Origin of the sequence: Bacillus sp. KICET-1, assembly GCF_027721405.1 — a bacterium.
Lineage (GTDB): Bacteria > Bacillota > Bacilli > Bacillales > Bacillaceae > Bacillus > Bacillus velezensis.
Map to the genome: position 1 here is coordinate 1,002,648 of NZ_CP113515.1, position 17,880 is coordinate 1,020,527.

16 protein-coding genes and 1 pseudogene are annotated in these 17,880 nt (G+C 46.8%); 9 read left to right on the plus strand and 8 right to left on the minus strand.

The genetic code is table 11. The features are described from left to right. The first annotated feature begins 296 nt into the window (after positions 1–296). Positions 297–983, plus strand: coding sequence for a VOC family protein (locus tag OVA33_RS05160; protein ID WP_106067788.1), 687 nt, complete (start codon positions 297–299; stop codon positions 981–983). 36 nt (positions 984–1,019) lie between these two features. Here the strand turns inward: OVA33_RS05160 and OVA33_RS05165 are convergent, their stop codons facing one another. From OVA33_RS05165 to OVA33_RS05175, 3 genes are all read right to left on the minus strand, one after another. Continuing rightward, complete coding sequence (locus tag OVA33_RS05165) at positions 1,020–1,475, minus strand: RDD family protein (protein WP_014419310.1); 456 nt, start codon at positions 1,473–1,475, stop codon at positions 1,020–1,022. Between the two features lie 69 nt (positions 1,476–1,544). Next, entirely contained in the window at positions 1,545–2,711 is a 1,167-nt protein-coding gene (locus OVA33_RS05170; protein ID WP_063636561.1) for an MFS transporter, read from the minus strand. Positions 2,712–2,788: 77 nt separating this feature from the next. Continuing rightward, positions 2,789–3,100 (minus strand): ArsR/SmtB family transcription factor, encoded by a 312-nt coding sequence (locus OVA33_RS05175; RefSeq protein ID WP_014722059.1) that lies wholly within the window; start codon positions 3,098–3,100, stop codon positions 2,789–2,791. A gap of 142 nt (positions 3,101–3,242) precedes the next feature. Here OVA33_RS05175 and OVA33_RS05180 point away from each other — a divergent pair, with 142 nt between their 5' ends. Beyond that, positions 3,243–3,662: a DUF5391 family protein gene (locus tag OVA33_RS05180; protein WP_017418531.1), complete on the plus strand. Its 420-nt coding sequence runs from the start codon at positions 3,243–3,245 to the stop codon at positions 3,660–3,662. Between the two features lie 130 nt (positions 3,663–3,792). After that, positions 3,793–5,012 (plus strand): annotated as a pseudogene (locus OVA33_RS05185) (outer membrane protein assembly factor BamB family protein). Positions 5,013–5,044: 32 nt separating this feature from the next. On the opposite strand, the gene OVA33_RS05190 reads toward OVA33_RS05185, so the two are convergent. Then, complete coding sequence (locus OVA33_RS05190) at positions 5,045–6,382, minus strand: aldehyde dehydrogenase family protein (RefSeq protein ID WP_128974155.1); 1,338 nt, start codon at positions 6,380–6,382, stop codon at positions 5,045–5,047. Positions 6,383–6,523: 141 nt separating this feature from the next. Here OVA33_RS05190 and OVA33_RS05195 point away from each other — a divergent pair, with 141 nt between their 5' ends. The 4 genes from OVA33_RS05195 to OVA33_RS05210 all read left to right on the plus strand — a co-directional run bounded on the left by OVA33_RS05195 (position 6,524) and on the right by OVA33_RS05210 (position 10,816). Next, positions 6,524–7,681: a TetR/AcrR family transcriptional regulator gene (locus OVA33_RS05195; protein WP_128974154.1), complete on the plus strand. Its 1,158-nt coding sequence runs from the start codon at positions 6,524–6,526 to the stop codon at positions 7,679–7,681. Between the two features lie 234 nt (positions 7,682–7,915). Beyond that, positions 7,916–8,965, plus strand: coding sequence for a Delta(5) desaturase DesA (locus tag OVA33_RS05200; protein WP_016937409.1), 1,050 nt, complete (start codon positions 7,916–7,918; stop codon positions 8,963–8,965). Positions 8,966–9,083: 118 nt separating this feature from the next. Beyond that, complete coding sequence (locus OVA33_RS05205; protein ID WP_270777842.1) at positions 9,084–10,220, plus strand: sensor histidine kinase; 1,137 nt, start codon at positions 9,084–9,086, stop codon at positions 10,218–10,220. Continuing rightward, positions 10,217–10,816, plus strand: coding sequence for a response regulator transcription factor (locus OVA33_RS05210; protein ID WP_017418535.1), 600 nt, complete (start codon positions 10,217–10,219; stop codon positions 10,814–10,816). The genes OVA33_RS05205 and OVA33_RS05210 overlap by 4 nt, the downstream gene beginning before the upstream one ends. A gap of 59 nt (positions 10,817–10,875) precedes the next feature. Here OVA33_RS05210 and OVA33_RS05215 read toward each other — a convergent pair whose 3' ends face one another. Continuing rightward, complete coding sequence (locus OVA33_RS05215) at positions 10,876–11,697, minus strand: SDR family oxidoreductase (protein ID WP_022554010.1); 822 nt, start codon at positions 11,695–11,697, stop codon at positions 10,876–10,878. 126 nt (positions 11,698–11,823) lie between these two features. On the opposite strand from OVA33_RS05215, the gene OVA33_RS05220 reads away from it, so the two are divergent. Both OVA33_RS05220 and htpG read left to right on the plus strand, forming a co-directional pair. After that, entirely contained in the window at positions 11,824–12,072 is a 249-nt protein-coding gene (locus OVA33_RS05220) for a hypothetical protein (RefSeq protein WP_014306134.1), read from the plus strand. 171 nt (positions 12,073–12,243) lie between these two features. Continuing rightward, positions 12,244–14,124 carry a molecular chaperone HtpG gene (gene htpG / locus OVA33_RS05225; protein ID WP_017418536.1) on the plus strand — a complete coding sequence of 627 codons (1,881 nt, stop codon included), beginning with the start codon at positions 12,244–12,246 and terminating at the stop codon, positions 14,122–14,124. Between the two features lie 42 nt (positions 14,125–14,166). On the opposite strand, the gene OVA33_RS05230 is transcribed toward htpG, so the two are convergent. The 3 genes from OVA33_RS05230 to OVA33_RS05240 form a co-directional block, all read right to left on the minus strand. Continuing rightward, entirely contained in the window at positions 14,167–15,555 is a 1,389-nt protein-coding gene (locus OVA33_RS05230; RefSeq protein WP_017418537.1) for a sugar porter family MFS transporter, read from the minus strand. Between the two features lie 121 nt (positions 15,556–15,676). After that, positions 15,677–16,609 (minus strand): aldo/keto reductase, encoded by a 933-nt coding sequence (locus OVA33_RS05235; protein ID WP_007407843.1) that lies wholly within the window; start codon positions 16,607–16,609, stop codon positions 15,677–15,679. 77 nt (positions 16,610–16,686) lie between these two features. Further along, complete coding sequence (locus tag OVA33_RS05240; RefSeq protein ID WP_007614879.1) at positions 16,687–17,442, minus strand: DeoR/GlpR family DNA-binding transcription regulator; 756 nt, start codon at positions 17,440–17,442, stop codon at positions 16,687–16,689. Positions 17,443–17,880 lie beyond the last annotated feature (438 nt).

The window sequence follows — 17,880 nt, forward strand, 5'->3', positions numbered from 1 at the left end:
TATCTTCCTCCTGAAATGTGATTTGAAATATATTAAAAAGACAAAGCATTCACTTTATCTTTCAATAATAATTCTAATTATATATAGATTATTAAATAACATTTATTTTTTGTCAAGCTATATGGGGTATTATTTTCTGCTTTTTTTGCTTCAGACGTTAAAAAACGCCTGGTATAAGCGGTTTGGCGCTGTTTGTCATGTTTAGCGCCGGGCGAAAGGGGGATTCTCAATTGGTGAATCGAAACAGTAGGAATCAACCCCTCTATATGGCAGTATAAACCAAAGGGGGTATGATCATGCAAATAAATAACATTACTTTGTACAGTTGTGCGTTGGAGGAGACGAAACACTTCTATGAACGGGTGTTAGGTTTTCCTTTAATTGATGAGTCCGGTGATTCGTTTACCATCAAGGCGGGAGAAAGTGAGTTGGAATTCAGGCGCGCCGATTCTCACTCTCAACCGACGTATCATTTTGCGTTTAACATTCCGAATAATCGTTTTGATGAGGCGAAGGCGTGGATAAAGGATAAAGTCGTTTTTCAAACGGAAGATGGGGAGGATGAGGTGTATTTCTCCCATATTCAGGCGCGTTCCTTTTATTTTAAAGATCCGTCCAACAATCTGGCGGAATTCATCGCGAGAGACACATCGCCGGCAAGCGCGGAACGTTTTTCGATTGAGTCCGTCCTGAATATCGGCGAGGTGAATCTGACGGCTGCCGAGGTGGTATCGACCGGGAAGGAGCTGCAGCGTTTCGGCATTCCGGTGAGAAAGCATGCGCCTCTTAGTGAAAACGGGTTTCATTTTATGGGTGATTACAATGATGGGGCGTTTTTGCTTTTAGGGCCGAACGGGCGCCGCTGGATTTTTTCTGATCAGCATGCGGAGTTTCATCCGCTGTCTGTCGTTGTGAACGGGACGATCCGCATTGAGGCTGACGGAAAGGGCGGCATTGACATCAGGCGGGCACAGCCGTCATAAAAAAGCCCGGGCTCAAAAGGCCCGGACTTGAGGTCATTATTTATAGACAACACGGGTGCTGCACATGATGTCGTGCAGCGTTTTTTTCTCTCCGAAGGCGCCCATGATGAATCCGATATAAAGAATGAGCTTAGATATGATATATGCGAAAGCGCGTCCGAAGGCCTGGCCGATGGAAATGCGTCCGCCATCTTCATTGACGACCTTAAGGCCTAGCAATGCTTTTCCCAGTGTCCCCTGCATCTTTGAGGCCGTGAGCAGGCTGAAATATAAGATACTGATCACAAAAGAGCTCGCAAGAATCGGGATGACGCCGAACACCAGAAAAGAGATGTTAAACTGATTTTCGGTCATGAAGGGGTCAGCCGCCGCAACGCCTGCCGCAAATAAAAAAGAGACCATAAATTGAATGATAAAAATCGGAATTCCTATGATGATTTGATCAATGACGTAAGCCAGAAACCGAATCCAAAATCCTGCCGGTCTTTCCATGTATCATTTTCTCTCCCTTGCTTTAATCTGGAATATTATACGTAATCATTCCGGATTTTGCAACGGAGCTTAAGCTTCTGCGAGCAGCCTCTTTCCCCATGCCAAGCGTCCCATGATCAGCCCGAAAGCCAGAAGGGCAAACATGATGCCGCAACACATCAGCTGATGGATTCCCAAATGGGAAATAAACCAGCCGCCCGCCGCCGTTCCGATGGTGATGCCGAGGTTGGAAAAAGAGACAAACAGGCTGTTGCCGAATTCGGGGGCCTCCTTTGCTTCCGCAGTAAGCCATGTCTGGCTGACAATGAGCCCGCCGGAATGAACGGCGCCCCATACGAAGACGAGGACGGCCATCGGCGCGAAAGACGTCCCAAACCCGTATATGAGCAAGTAGGCGGCTGTATAAAGAAGCGGAAACAGGATGACGGTCTTTTTCATATTTTTATATAACAAAGCGCCGAAGACGAAATTCCCGGCTATCATAATCACTCCGAAGCTCATCAGCATGAAGCTGACCCATGTGCCGTTCATATGGGACACCCGTCCGAGGTACTCCGCAAAATAGCTGTAGACAGAAAACATGGCCGCAAAGAGACAGGTGACGGCAGCGATATTAAGCCACAAGACCGGCTTGCGAAGGATGCCGAGCTGGCTTCTGAAAGACATGTTTTCTGTGACCGGCATGGATGGCAAAAAGAGAAGAATACCTGTGAATGCGATGAGACTGATGATAGCGCCGAATAGGAATGCTGATTCAAGGGAGAGACGATCCGCCAGATAAGACGTGAAAGGCACGCCGAACGCAAAGCCGGCGGTGATGCCTGAAAAGACTTTCGTTACGGCTTTTCCGGATTGGCCGGCGGGGACAAGCCGGGCCGCGGCCGCAAGCGCTACAGAAAAGAACACCGGGTGGCATAAAGCCGGAATGATCCGAAACGCCAGCATGACACTGAAATGCGCCGTATACGCGTAGACCGCATTTGAAACGGCAAACATCAGCACCGCCAAAAGCAGAATGACTTTCCGGTTTATACCTGAAGCAAGCAAGGTTAAAAACGGTCCCGACACAGCGACGATGAACGCGAAAATACTGACAAGCCACCCCGCTTTTGAAGCAGAAATATGAAATCTGTCCGCCACTTGCGGAAGAACGCCGATAATGCCCATTTCAGTCGTGATAATTCCGAAAACCCCTAATGCCAAAAACAGAATGAAGATGGAGCTGCTTTTTTTCATTGTTATGTATGCCTCCTTTTATAACTACATATACAGAAAAATAGATATGTTAGAACAAAAAAAACCTCCTTTCATGGTTATAGCTGGTGCTGAACATAGTCAGCAAAGGCTTTAATTTGTTTTTCATTCCTTCTGTAATAGGTCCATTTTCCGATTCGTTCGGATTCCAGCAGGCCGGCTTTTTGCATGGTCAGCAGGTAGCTGGAGATGACGGACTGCGCAAGCCCCGACTTTGCCTGAATATCACCGACGCAAATTCCGGTGCGGAAGCTGAGTCCCTGATCAAGGTAAGGTTTTTCATCAAAATGGTCCTCCGGGTGTTTAAGCCACGTCATAATATCACTTCGTGTTTTGTTAGATAGCGCTTTATGAATCAATATCGGTTCCATAACATTTATTATATCTATTTTTCTGGATTTGTAAATTCGTTTTTGACAAAACATTCTCAAATTAAGTAAAAATCGTGCTAAAATATAACATATTATCAGATTACCGGTAAAAAAGCCGGGTTATTGTCAGGAGGATATTCACATGAATCAAAAGAAAAAAGGTACGGTTGCGGTGACCTTGCTTTCCGCTCTGCTGTTTTGTTTATTGCCGGTCCTCGTCTCGCTTTCTCCGCTTGCGGAAACGGGGCCGAACGCGAATCGTTTTAATTCCGCGGGCATGTGGGCCGCCGTCGGCCAGATCCTTGTTATATATGCGGTCCCGCTCATTATGTATATTCTCGGTATTCGTGTCATGAAAATCATCATGGCCGTTTTTTGCGGAATCGGGCTTATCATTTGCGCGGCTGTCTTGTTGGTGACGTTATTGACCGCAATTTCCTTAGGGCAGGAGCTGTCTCTTTATTACGGCCTTTTCGTTTGGTCAGGCGCGGCTTTCATCGTCAATGTGGTGTGGTATATTGCCGCGTTTCGATCATCCCCGAAGCATCAGCAGGCTATGTGACATTTGTTCTATAAATCTACCGAAAATACAAATATTTCATAGGATGATTATGGTATGATGAAAGCGGTATAGCAGTTTTTAATAGAAACGGGAGGAACTGACATTGAAAAAAAAGACAGCTTCATTGCGAATGAAAACATTGGCGGCCGGCGCTGCGGTTGCTGCGGCTTTATCTGTGGGGGCGGTTTCTGATCTGCCGGGGGCAAAATGGCTGCATCCGGCCGCTGCTCAAGCTGCGGAAACGGTATTTAAACAAAATCATGCGGCATCCGGTTTCTTGGCGGGACGGTATGACGCGCAGGCGATGTCTCCGACGATGTTCAACTGGTCAAGAGAAAGCCGGTTTACAAGCACTGCCGATGGCGCGTTAAAATGGGAAAAGAATGTTCCGGCCAATCCTCAAAACGGCGCGGGAGCCGCGGTTGACGGGGACGGCACCGTATTTATTCAATCAAAAGACGGGAAGCTGACGGCGTATCATCCGGACGTACTGTGAAATGGGTGACGGAAAACCTCGGGACGACCTATACGCTGACTCCGGTGCTCGGAACAAACGGTGTTATTTATCTTCCTTCTCACGATAAAAAACTGTATTTCATCGACAAAGAAACCGGAAACATTTTAACATCGGTTCCGTTGAGCGGAGCGCCTAGTTCCGATGCGGCTATCGGCTCTGACGGCACGCTGTATGTGTCGACGCTGGATAACTATATCTATGCGATTAAACCGACGTCGCCTTCGACATGGACGCAGAAGTGGAAGTTTAAAACAAACGGCGTGGTCGGTTCCGCTCCCGTGTTAGCATCAAACGGCACTCTGTATACGGCAACGTACAATAATATCTTTTACGCGATCAATTCCGGAACTGGCCAAGTGAAATGGTCAAAAACGACGTCCAACGGGTTTAAAGGTTATCCGGTTATAGATAGAGACGGCACCGTTTACGCCGGAAACCAGGACGGCAACTTATATGCCTATACATCAACGGGTGCTGTAAAGTGGACGTTCCCGTTAAACGGTTTCTCCAGCTCTTCATTAGCGATCGACCATAACGGCAATGTGTATATCGGTTCCGGAAGCGGCGAGCTGTTTTCCATCAGCAAAACCGGCAATATGAACTGGTCTTTCTATACGGACGGGCCTGTAAGAACGGCGCCGCTGATTGATGCGGACGGCAATGTGTACTTCGGCTCTGACGATAAAAACGTCTATGCGGTTGACGCTGACGGTAATGAAAAATGGCGCTATCAAACAGACAGCAATGTCATTTCCTCCCCGGTTCTGGCTGAAGACGGCACGCTCTACGTTGGCACTTATACGAAACTGCTCGCATTCGGTGCAAAAAAATAATAAAAAAGAATCCGCGTGCGCGGATTCTTTTTTTATTTAGAGGCTTGAATAAATACGCCTTTTTCATGAGAGAATTCTTTAAAGCCGTACACACCGTGATATGAACCGATCCCGCTCGTATTGACACCGCCGAACGGAAGGTTGACGTCAGTGAAATGAACGACGACATCATTGACAGAAGCATTGCCGGACGTCGTATGCTGCAGAACATAATCGATCAGCTCCTGATTATGGCTGAATACATACAAGGCAAGCGGCTTGTCCCGTTCAGTGATGTAATCAACGGCTTCACTGATATCTTCGTAATTCATAATCGGCAGAATCGGTGCGAAGATTTCTTCCTGCATGATCTTCATATCAGGCGTGACGTTTGTCAGCACGGTCGGAGAAATCGTGCGGTCATGCGCATCAAATACACCGCCGAACGCCGTTTTCGCCCCTTTTTCAATGGCATCATCATACAGAGCTTTGACACGGTTAAAGTTGCGGTCGTTGACAATCTGCGTGAATTTGTTGCGGTCAACCGTATGATCATCCTCCATAAAACCTGCATTGACAATGGTCTGGAGAAGATCTGTAAAGGTGTCCTGTACATCTTCCTTCATAAGAAGATAGTCAGGAGCGATACATGTTTGCCCCGCATTGACAAATTTGCCGACGGCGATTTTTTTCGCCGCGTCCATCAAATCATAGCCGCTGTCGATGATCGTCGGGCTTTTTCCGCCAAGCTCAAGCGTGACGGACGACAAGTGCTTCGCCGCTGCCGTCATGACGATTTTACCGACATTCGTGCTTCCGGTGAAGAAAATGTGGTCAAACGGCTGGTCGAGCAGTTCTGTGGCGACATCGACCTCACCTTCAAAAATGGCGACTTCTTCTTCGTGAAATGCCTCGCGAATAACTGTCGCGGCGATATGGCTCGTCTCCATCGTAAAATCGGACAGCTTCACAATCGCGCTGTTGCCGGCCGCAATGGCAGCCGCAAGCGGAGCCATCGTCAGCATAAACGGATAATTCCATGGGCCGAGAATTAAGGTGACGCCTTTTGGCTCGTACATTAATACGCCGTCAGCGTCGGGGCTGACGGATGAGCCGACGCGTTTCGGCGCCATCCAGGTGTCGAGATTGTTCATATTATCTTTAATCGCCTTGATCGTTCCCTGCGTTTCCGCTCTTTTCACCTCATGATAAGGCTTGCGGACGTCCCGTCTGATCGCCTCGATGATTTCTTCTTCATGTGCGGTGACGGCATCTAAAAAGCGCTGAAGCTTTTCTCTGCGCTGCCCGGCTGTTGAAGCACGCAGCGTTTTTTGATTTTTTTTCTGAAGCTCAAAGACGCGTTTGATGTCTGCTTTTATATGCTGATCCATCGGTCTTCCTCCTCTGGTTGCTTTTTTGTTTCTTCAGGGCCTATTATAATGTGATGTGTTTTTGCGGCAAAGACAGCGTAAACACATCTATACGTTACCGTACAAATTGCGGTGATCTGTCTAATGAAAGGAGTGTCTCTTATGCCGGATTCTGTGACAACTGACATCAAACAAGCGCTTTTGGCCATGCTTGGAGAGCGGGATATCCGCCGTGTGACCATGAAGGACATCGCCGAACGGGCGCATGTGAGCCGGGGGACACTGTACCTTTATTACGAAGATAAATATGCGATTTTAGAGGATATAGAGGAAGAAATGAAAGACGGGCTGAGCGAAGCGCTTTATGATTCGCTGAAGAATAAAGATGTGCTTCATTTACATGGCGGATGGCAAAAAGTGCATCCGACCCTGTCTTTTGTTGACCGGCATCGGGAGTTTTTTCAAACGATGATGGACCGTCATAAAATGCCGTATTTTCACTTTCATGCTTTTTTAAAAGATGTGTTCCGGCATGATGTGCTGCTGTCACCGGTCAATGCGGATTTCTCACCGACTGAACAGGATATGTACATTCATTACCGCGCGTTATACACATATGCCATTGTGTTGTACTGGCTGAATGAGGAGCCCGGAGCATCCCCGGAAGCGATCAGCGGACAGGTGTGGGATTTAATTTCTCAAAAACGGTTTTACTGGCTGTTCGGCCGCCGGGTGCCGGAACAAGAAGAAAAAAAGCCCGCCGACCGCAGGGTGACCCGGACGAGGCAGGCCTTGCAAGAAGCCATGATCGGCTTAATGGCGGAAAAAAAAGAGTACGCGGCAATCACGATTTCCGATATTGCCCGTCAAAGCAACCTCCGCCGTGCCACTTTTTATGACCATTACGCCAACAAAGAAGCATTGCTGAAAACGATCATCCATCAATCATGCCGGGATCTGATCGGATTATTGACGGTAAAAGGAGAGCCTGCCGATTGCTCCATGGAAGAAGCGGAAGCCGCGCTCGTCCGTCTCTTTTCGGCACTGTCGGACGGCCTGCCGCTCGTCCATTTTCTGAGAGAGGGTTCGGGAGTGCCTGACGTCATCCCGGAAATGTTCAGAGCGCTGCAATCGTTTTATCTTCATCAGCCTCTGCACATTCAGGCGGGCAAAAAGCTCTATGCATACTATGTCGCATCCATGCTCGTCGGTCTGATTCAATATCGCCTTCATGAAGGAAAAGACCACGCGCCGGACAAGCTGGCCCGGGAGTTTCTGCAGTTTTTGGATGTGAAGAAGTATCGGGTGATTTTGCTGTGAAGATGATGAAAAAGAACTCCCAAAACAGGCGGAGTTCTTTTTTGCTGTTTTCTTCGAGAAGTGCCGATATGAATTGTCCGGCTAAAAAGAAAACCTGCCATATGACGCCAGATCAGCATTTCTGCTGCCAAACATGACAAATGTCATATTCGGGGCATGATGGCTGCTACTACAAAAGCGTCCGGCGCCCCGTTATACTTGGGATCATAATGAAAAAGAAGGGACGTGACATCCATGATCAATCACGCCGCAACTCAAAAACAAGCGTCTTTAAAAAAGCAGGTTGCCGCATTTTCCGGTGCCGATACAAAGCATAGTGTCATTCAGCTTCTCAACACGTTTGTACCGTTCTTTGCCCTTTGGTTTCTTGCTTACTTCAGCCTCGATGTCTCCTATTTTCTGACCCTCGCCTTTACTGTAATAGCAGCGGGATTTTTGACAAGAATCTTTATTATTTTCCACGACTGCTGCCATCAATCCTTTTTCAAACAAAAGAAGCTGAACCGGCTGTTTGGGTTTATTTCAGGTGTGCTGACACTGTTTCCGTTCTCTCAATGGCAGCGCAGCCACTCCATTCATCATGCGACAAGCAGCAACTTAGATAAACGGGGAACAGGCGATATTTGGATGATGACCGTCAAGGAATACAACGAAGCGTCAGCCTGGACAAAAGTACGCTACAGACTTTATCGCAATCCGTTTATTATGTTTATTCTCGGCCCGATTTACGTATTTCTGATTAAAAACCGTTTCAATGTAAAAGGCGCCCGCCGCAAGGAACGCTGGAACACCTATTTCACGAACGCGGCGATTGTCTTATTGGCTGCTGCGACGTGCCTGCTTGTCGGCTGGGAAAACTTTTTGCTTGTTCAGGGTCCGATTTTCCTTATTTCGGGGTCAATCGGCGTTTGGCTCTTTTATGTCCAGCATACATTCGAGGATTCTTATTTTGAAGCCGATGAGCATTGGGACTATGTGCAGGCCGCGGTAGAAGGAAGCTCCTTTTACAAGCTTCCGAAGCTTTTGCAATGGCTGACGGGCAATATCGGCTACCATCATGTCCACCACTTAAGCCCGAAAGTGCCGAATTACAAGCTGGAAGCCGCTCACGAGGGGCATGAACCTTTAAAAAACGTACCGACCATTACGCTTAAAACAAGTCTTGAATCCATGAAATTCCGTCTGTGGGATGAGGATGAAAAGCAATTTGTCACCTTTCGGGAGGCGCGGAAAACACCGCCGCCCCAGCAGGTGCCGAAAGAACCTTTAAAGAAAAATGCCTGATATGGCGCGCGGCTCTTTCTCTTATCAGAAAGGGCCTGCTCTTTATGTGTGAGGATGCAATGAAGGCGGCGTTTTGGTAAAGTGATGGTAGACACAAGCGGCAGAAGGTGGAATAAGGATGAAGAAATATTTTAAATTTCAAAAACTGAATGGGATTTCTCCTTATATATGGACGATTTTTTTCATTCTGCCCTTTTATTTTATTTTCAAGAGCTCTTCCACCTTTGTAATGGCGGCCGGCGTCATTTTCACACTTGTTTTCTTTGGCGCATATCGCTTTGCATTTGTTGCAAAAGGCTGGCCGGTTTACTTATGGGCGCTTCTTCTGATCGGCATTTCGACCAGCTCAGTTATGCTGTTCAGCTATATTTATTTCGCCTTCTTTATCGCCTACTTCATCGGCCATATCCGAGACAAAGTTCCTTTTTACATCTTATATTACATTCATATCATCAGTGCGGCGGTTGCCGTCAACTTCAGCCTTGTTCTGAAAAAAGGGTGGTTTTTGACACAAATTCCGTTTATCGTCATTACACTGATCAGTGCCATCCTGCTCCCGCTCACCATTCGAAGCAGAAAGGCAAGAGAGCGCCTTGAGGAGAAATTAGAATATGCAAATGAACGAATCGCGGATCTTGTGAAGCTGGAAGAAAGGCAGCGCATTGCCCGGGACCTTCACGATACACTTGGACAAAAGCTCTCCTTAATCGGACTGAAAAGCGACCTTGCCCGGAAGTTGATTTACAAGGACCCTGAACAGGCCCGCACTGAGCTGAAAAGCGTTCAACAGACGGCCCGCACCTCCTTAAATGAGGTCAGACAAATTGTATCGTCGATGAAAGGCATCCGATTGAAGGATGAGCTCGGCAATGTTCGGCAAATTCTTGAAGCGGCAGGAATTGAATTTGTGTATGAAGAAAAAGAAGCGCCCAAACATATCTCTCTGCTGAACGAAAACATCGTCAGCATGTGCATTAAAGAAGCCGTCACCAATGTCGTGAAACACAGCGGCGCCAAAGTATGCCGCATCACCATTCAGCAGCTTTGGAAAGAGGTTGTCATTACGGTAGAAGACGACGGCAGCTTTCAATGCAGAGAAGACCGCTTTTTTTCACAGGGAAACGGCCTGCTTGGAATGAGAGAACGGCTTGAATTCGCGAATGGCAGTTTAGCCATCGATACAGCTGCCGGAACAAAGCTGACCATGAGAATCCCGAATGATTCAAAATCAAAAGAAAAGGATGGTAGCAGATGATCAACATCTTCATTGCCGAGGATCAGCAAATGCTGCTCGGCGCACTCGGTTCGCTGTTGAATTTAGAAGAGGATATGACGGTTGTCGGCCAAGGCACAAGCGGCCAGGATGCCATCGATTTCGTGGAAAAACACGCTCCTGACATCTGTCTGATGGACATTGAAATGCCCGGGGTATCAGGTCTTGAGGCGGCGGAAAAGCTCAAGGACAGCGATGTGAAAATCATCATTTTGACGACCTTTGCCCGCTCCGGCTATTTTCAGCGGGCGCTAAAAGCAGGCGTCAGCGGGTACATGCTCAAGGACAGCCCGAGCGATGAGCTCGTCAGCGCCATCCGCAGCGTCATGAAAGGAAGACGCGTCTACGCACCTGAATTAATGGAGGACATCTATAGTGAAGAAAACCCGCTGACTGAACGGGAAAAAGAGGTGCTCGAGCTTGTCGCAGACGGAAAAAACACGAAAGAAATCGCAAACGCCCTCAGCATCAAAAGTGGCACAGTCCGCAATTACGTTTCGATGATTCTGGATAAACTAGAAGTAAAAAATCGAATTGAAGCCATTACCCGATCAAAGGAAAAGGGCTGGTTTAAGTAACCCGCCCTCAGCTTGTTCAACCAGTGTTTTTTTACACTGGCTTTTTTTATTATCTATCGTCACTCCGTCTCTTCCTTCCACTTCTTATCAATCAGCATTTTTCCCGGCCAAGTGTATGCCATGATGCCGCCGTCTGCGGTGATGTCTTCTCCCGTTACGTAAGAGCTGTCGTCTGAAGCGAGGAAGAGCGCGACGGCTGCCATTTCTTCCGGTTTTCCGAGCCGGCCGAGCGGCGTGATCCATTTGTTGGCTTCACGGAACGCCTCGCCCATTTCGTCTTCTGTCGTGCCTGCCAATTTATCAATGAGCGGCGTTTCAATCGTCCCCGGCGATAAGGAATTGACGCGGATTCCGCTTCTGGCGTAATCAATGGCCATCGCTCTCGTCAGGTTCGTGATTCCGCCTTTTGCGGCGTTATAGCCTGAGCGGTCAAGGTCTGCGGCCCGGCCGGACATGGAGGAGGTGTTGATGATGGAGCCTCCTTTTTCGAGCATGAGCGGAATCAGGTATTTGCTGCACAGAAATGTGCCGCGCAGATCGACGGCGATGATCCGGTCAAACAGGTCGACCGGGTATTCATGGACTTTTCCGCCCTCTTGGTCAACACCGGCATTGTTAAACAGAATATCAATTGTTCCGTACTTTTGCTGAATGCCGTCCGCAAAAGACTTTACGTTTTCTTCGTCTGATACATCAAGGTGAAAGGCTTCTGCTTCTCCGCCGTTTTTTCTGATGGCGCTGACGGTTTCATTCAGTTCGCTTTCATTGATGTCACCGCAGATCACGCGGGCGCCTTCATCGGCGAAAATCCGTGCCGTCGCTTGTCCGATGCCTGTCGCGGCCCCTGTGATGATTGCGGTTTTGTCTGTTAATCTTCCCATATTGCGATTCCTCCTTTTTTATATCTGTTCCCGCTGAATAGGGGGATAAACATACGGCGGTCTGTTTCTAAATAGCTATTAAATATGTTAATATTATGTATATACATCATTGAAGGTTTGCATATTTTGAAGATCCAGCATAAGAAGGAGATAGCGTTTTATTGTTATGCCATTGTTCCTATGGGATTTGTGATTTACACCGTTATCTCTATTCTATTTCAGGACATCACATTTCCTCTCACTGTAAGAAATGTTCTGCATGAGTCTTTGCGAAACTTGGGATCTCTTATCTTATTTAGTTTGTTTTTCTACCCGTCATACATATGGATGAAGAAGGAATTCGGCCGCCGGAAAGAAGCAGAGAGGAGAGGATGATCAACATTCTCTCTTTTTTATTGATAAAATGGGTGAAATGAATCCATTAACATGTTAAATTTACAATATATGCATCTGCTAATGCTAGTTGACAATTGTAACTGTATATGATAAATAGATGCTGAAAAGATTTTACATAACATCAAAGCATAATTAAAGGAGAGATCTGAAGTGCGGAAAAAAAAGTTTAAAGCAGAATCCAAGCGATTGCTGGACATGATGATTAACTCCATTTACACGCAGAAGGAAATTTTTCTCCGCGAGTTAATTTCCAACGCGAGCGATGCGATTGACAAAATCTATTACAAGGCGTTAACCGATGATTCATTAACGTTTGATCAAGACAATTACTACATAAAAGTGACGGCGGACAAAGAAGCGAGAACGCTCACCGTCAAAGACACCGGTATCGGGATGACAAAAGACGAGCTTGAACAGCATCTCGGCACGATTGCGAAAAGCGGTTCACTCGCTTTCAAGCAAGAAAATGACTCGAAAGATGGCCATGACATTATCGGCCAGTTCGGCGTCGGGTTTTATGCGGCGTTTATGGTGGCTGATAAAGTCACGGTGAAAAGTAAGGCGCTCGGCAGTGACGAGGCGTATGTATGGGAGTCGGAAGGGGCTGCCGGCTACACGATCGCGCCGTGTGACAAGGAAACCGTCGGTACGGAAATCACCTTGAAAATAAAAGAAAACACAGAAGATGAAAGCTATGATGAGTTTTTAGAAAACTACCGCATCAAAGCGATCGTGAAAAAGTACTCTGATTTTATCCGCTACCCGATCAAAATGGAAGAGACGGTCAACAAGCCGAAAGAGGGCAGCGAGAACGAATTTGAAGAAGTTCAGGAAGAACAGACGGTCAACAGCATGGTGCCGATCTGGAGAAAAAATAAAAGCGAGCTGACGGATGAGGACTACGAGGCTTTTTACGCCGAGAAGCATTACGGTTTTGATAAACCGCTGACCCATGTGCATATCAGCGTCGATGGAGCGGTGCGTTACAATTCGATTTTGTTTATTCCGGAAAACATGCCGTTTGACTATTATACGAAGGAATTCGAAAAAGGATTGGAGCTGTACTCCAACGGCGTGCTGATCATGAACAAATGCGCCGACCTGCTTCCGGATCATTTCAGCTTTGTAAAAGGCATGGTGGATTCTGAGGATCTGTCGCTGAACATTTCCAGAGAGATGCTGCAGCACGACCGCCAGCTGAAGCTGATTGCGAAAAACATCAATAAAAAAATCAAAGCCGAGCTGAAGAGCCTGCTGAAGAACAAAAGGGAAAAATACGAATCTTTCTATGAATCTTTCGGCAGACAGCTGAAATTCGGCGTCTATAATGATTTCGGCGCGAATAAAGACGTATTAAAAGATCTGCTTCTCTTCTATTCATCTAAGGAGAAAAAGCTCGTCACTCTGGACGAATATGTGTCCAGAATGCCTGAGGATCAAAAATATATCTATTACGCGTCCGGTGATTCATATGAGCGGATTGAAAAGCTGCCGCAAACTGAAATGGTGGCGGACAAAGGCTACGAGATTTTATATTTCACGGAGGATATTGATGAATTCGCGATCAAAATGCTGACAAGCTACGAGGAAAAAGAGTTCAAATCCGTATCCAGCGCCGATTTAGGCATCGACAGTGACGAAGATGAAAAGCAGACTGAAGCCGAAGAGAACGAATATAAAGACCTGTTCGAAAGCATGAAAGAGATTCTTGCGGATAAAGTAAAGAACGTCAGAGCATCGAAACGTTTAAAATCTCATCCGGTCTGCTTTGCGACAGACGGCGAAGTGACGATCGAAATGGAAAAAGTGTTAAACGCCATGCCTGACAGCCAGCAGGTCAAAGCGGAAAAAGTGCTGGAAATCAACCCGAACCACGAAGTGTTTGAGACGTTAAAGAACGCGCACGGACAAGATCGGGAAAAGCTGGCATTATACACAAACCTGCTGTACAATCAGGCGCTTCTGATTGAAGGGCTGCCGATCCATGATCCGGTCGAGTTTACGAATGACATCTGCAAAGTTATGGTATGACGCCAAAAAGGAATCGCCCGGCGGGGGCGATTCCTTTTTTTATTACAGTGTGCGCTGTTTAAGAATTTGATTTTGTTTGCTGCGCTTCTTTAAGGAGAACCGTTTTTTCAAGTGCGTTTCGATTTCTTCTAAACTTCTGCCCTTCGTTTCGGGAACGATGTAAGCGGCGAAGAAGAAGGATGAGAGGCAAATGACTGAGAATATTCCGAATACCCAGCCGATGCCCATGGCGCTCAGCATAAGCGGGAATACCAGTGAAACGATCAGGTTGGTTGCCGACAGAATCAATGTCGTAAATCCGGTTGCGGCTCCGCGTGCGTTTGACGGGAACAGCTCCGGCATCAGAACCCATACGACGGGACCCCATGTCGCCTGGTAGAAAACGATATAGATGCCGAGAAACAGCACGGTCAGCCATGCCGTTGAAGCTGACAGGCCGGCCAGAAGGAGAATGGCTGATAGTGACGCCAGGCTCAAGGTAATGCCGACACTTCCCCACATCAGCAGTTTTTTCCGGCCGATCCGGTCAATTAAGATCATGGCGGTGATACACATGATGACGTTTAAGACACCGATGCCCATCGTGCCGAGAACGGACGCCGAAGTGCCGAGTCCTGCCTTTGTAAAGATGGTCGGCGCATAGTAAATCACCGTGTTGATACCGACCGCCTGCTGGAAGATGGCGAGGCCGATCCCGATCAGCAGCATAGGGCGGATCCATTTTGCTTTCAGCAAGCCGAGCGTAGATTCTTTTTTCTCGGCTTCTCCTTGTTTCATTTCCGCCAATTCAACGGCGATATCCTTTTTGTCGTGCGTCATTTCCATGACTTGTCTGGCTTCGTGCTCACGGCCGCGTTTGACGAGCCATCTCGGAGATTCCGGCATAAACGCGATTCCGATTAATAAAAGCGCCGCCGGTACTGCCGCGAGACCGACCATCCAGCGCCAAGCTTCAAACGGGGTGAATATGTAATTCACGATATATGCGAGTAAAATTCCGGTTACAATCATTAAGTTATTCAATGTGCCGAGCGTTCCGCGTATTTTTGTCGGCGCCATCTCAGATAGATAAACGGGAACCAGCGCCGTTGAGCCGCCGACGGCTAACCCGAGAATGACACGGGAGATAATCAGCATAGTGACGGTTTGCGAAGCCGCACACGCAAGCGCGCCGATAATAAAAATGAGTGAAAGGACGAAAACCACTTTTCTCCGGCCCCATCGGTCAGAGCATGTCCCGCTTAAGGCGGACCCGAAAATCGCACCGAGCAGTAGCATGCTGACGACCAATCCCTCGGTCAGCGTGTTTAAAGGAATATCATTGTTAATAAATAACAAAGCCCCTGAAATTACACCGGTGTCATAGCCGTAAAGCAGCCCGCCTAATGCTCCGAAAAAGTAAATCAGGTATTTTTTGGTACTTTTCTTCACAGATGATCCTCCTCATCTTTTGGAACGCATAATAGTTTATTTAGATAACTATTTCATTCCCCGAAGAGAAAAATATAAACATAAAAAAAACACGCCCCTTTTAAAAGGCGTGTTTTTTTTCTTAGGAAAACAGCTTGTCGATAAACGCGATTTCTTCAGCAGATAGCGTAATGGAGGCTGCTTTCATGTTGTCTTTTAATTGATCCGCGCGTTTGGCGCCCGGAATCAGGATATCGATTTCAGGTCTCGCCAAGTACCAGGCAAGCACGATATGCGCCGTATCGGCATTGTGCTTTTCGGCAATCGGTTTGAGCTGGTTGACTTTTTTGATGTTTTCTTTAAACTGTTCCCCTTGGAAATGCGCCTGATCATTGCGCAGGTCGCCTTCAGGGAAGGTTGTGTTCTCGTCGTATTTGCCGGCCAGCAGTCCGGATACGAGCGGGAAGTACGGAATGAATGAGATGCCGTGTTCTGTCGTATAAGGGAAGAAAGTCTTTTCCGCCTCACGGTTCAGCAGGTTGTATTCTCCTTGAATCACGTCGACTAAGCCGTCTTTATTGGCTTCTTTCAGCTGCTCCAAAGAGAAATTGGATACGCCGATGGAACGGATTTTTCCTTCTTTTTTCAGCTCATTCAATGCTTGAACGGCTTCGTCCTTCGGCGTGTGCTCATCCGGGAAATGGATGTAGAATAAATCGATGTAATCAGTCTGCAGGCGTTTCAAGCTGTCTTCGACCGATTGTTTCAAAAAGGCCGGTGAATTGTCGAAAACAAAGTCATCGCCTTCTTTTCTGTGAGCGGCTTTTGTGGCGATGAAGACATCCTCGCGGTTGCATTCTTTCAGCACCTCGCCGATTAATTCTTCAGAACGGCCCACACCGTAAATGTAGGCGGTATCTAACATGGTAACGCCGCTTTTAATCGCTTCCCGGACCAATTCTTTTCCCGTTTCTTCATTCAGATTCGGATAGAGATTGTGTCCGCCGACCGCATTTGTTCCCAAACCGATCGGAAATACCTTTAGGTCAGTTTTGCCGATTGTTACTTTGCTCATGTTTTCGCCCCCTGAAAAAATTGGATATCATAGCGACTGCCGGAAAAATACGGCAGCGTTCTCTATTAACTATAACGCTATGCCAAGTGAATGTCGATTTGATGCTCTTGGCAATACTTCGTATATTCCTCATCGAGCTGCTGAGAAGTGACGATGCTGTGAAGCCGGTCGAAAGGCGCGTAAGTCAAAAGTGTGGATTTGCCGAATTTGGAATGATCCGCGAGCAGATACACTTCGTTCGCCTTTTCGGAAATTCTCTTTTTCACCTCGTATTCCAGTAAGTCGGAATTCGTCAGGCCGTGGGTGATCGTTGTCCCGGTAGCGGACATGAACGCCTTGTTAATGTTGTATTTATTGAGTGTGCTCGGATCATCAATGCCGACAAACGACCTTGTCTTCCGTTTGTAGTTATTGCCGATGATGATCAGGTCGATATTTTTCATGGATGAAGCCGCGTTAATAATATCAAGGCTGTTCGTCAAAACCGTTACATTCTTATCGGGATCAAGCGTCTCCAGCATCGATTTGGTCGTTGTGCCGGAATCAATAAACACAAGATCGTGATCCTCGATAAACCGTGACGCATAGCGGGCGATTTTGATTTTTTCATCCTGATGTTGAATGGTGCGGTTCTCAAAAGGGACGAGCACAGATTTTTCGGCTGATGTCACGCCGCCGTATACCTTTTTGATAACCCCTTTTTCCGCAAGCTTATTAATATCGCGTCTGACCGTGTTTTTAGAGACATTGAATACCTCGCACAGCTCATCCAGCGAAGTGGCTCCGTGTTTGAGAATGTATTCTTCCATCTCCTGAATCCGCATCAGTTTCATAAAAAAACTCCTTCTAGAATTCTTAAAGTAATTAAAATATATAATAAACACCAGAAGTTAATCAATAGTTACTTAACAAATGATAAAAAAGAGGGTTCACACCGTACGATTCGACACGGTTCTCCAAGTTCCTGTTTTCCCGATCAAAAAAAGTATGATAAAAATAATGAAAAAATTTTGATTTTTTAGATTGACTTGAAGATGTGTTGGGCTTACAATGTAACCAAGAAATGACCAAAATATAACCTGTAAAATCAAAAGCGAAAGATGTAACCGTTTGCTTTTTCCGGTACATGACCAACTTTTACATGGGAAGATTGGGAGTCACCATCATTTTAGCATTTGTAAGCGTTTAATTCATGTCTTTTATATGTAAAAGATGAATATATTCATCCGTTATTATCCAGCTGAACAGGATGTTTACTATTTAAGGAGGCA

Excerpts from the sequence above, each read along its gene's own strand:
- OVA33_RS05165 (WP_014419310.1), bottom strand. The coding sequence starts at position 1,475 with ATGGAAAGACCGGCAGGATTTTGGATTCGGTTTCTGGCTTACGTCATT.
- OVA33_RS05195 (WP_128974154.1), top strand. The coding sequence starts at position 6,524 with ATGCCGGATTCTGTGACAACTGACATCAAACAAGCGCTTTTGGCCATG.
- OVA33_RS05190 (WP_128974155.1), bottom strand. The coding sequence starts at position 6,382 with ATGGATCAGCATATAAAAGCAGACATCAAACGCGTCTTTGAGCTTCAG.
- OVA33_RS05240 (WP_007614879.1), bottom strand. The coding sequence starts at position 17,442 with ATGAAACTGATGCGGATTCAGGAGATGGAAGAATACATTCTCAAACAC.
- OVA33_RS05210 (WP_017418535.1), top strand. The coding sequence starts at position 10,217 with ATGATCAACATCTTCATTGCCGAGGATCAGCAAATGCTGCTCGGCGCA.
- OVA33_RS05170 (WP_063636561.1), bottom strand. The coding sequence starts at position 2,711 with ATGAAAAAAAGCAGCTCCATCTTCATTCTGTTTTTGGCATTAGGGGTT.
- OVA33_RS05160 (WP_106067788.1), top strand. The coding sequence starts at position 297 with ATGCAAATAAATAACATTACTTTGTACAGTTGTGCGTTGGAGGAGACG.
- OVA33_RS05235 (WP_007407843.1), bottom strand. The coding sequence starts at position 16,609 with ATGAGCAAAGTAACAATCGGCAAAACTGACCTAAAGGTATTTCCGATC.
- OVA33_RS05215 (WP_022554010.1), bottom strand. The coding sequence starts at position 11,697 with ATGGGAAGATTAACAGACAAAACCGCAATCATCACAGGGGCCGCGACA.
- OVA33_RS05205 (WP_270777842.1), top strand. The coding sequence starts at position 9,084 with ATGAAGAAATATTTTAAATTTCAAAAACTGAATGGGATTTCTCCTTAT.
- OVA33_RS05200 (WP_016937409.1), top strand. The coding sequence starts at position 7,916 with ATGATCAATCACGCCGCAACTCAAAAACAAGCGTCTTTAAAAAAGCAG.
- OVA33_RS05180 (WP_017418531.1), top strand. The coding sequence starts at position 3,243 with ATGAATCAAAAGAAAAAAGGTACGGTTGCGGTGACCTTGCTTTCCGCT.
- OVA33_RS05175 (WP_014722059.1), bottom strand. The coding sequence starts at position 3,100 with ATGGAACCGATATTGATTCATAAAGCGCTATCTAACAAAACACGAAGT.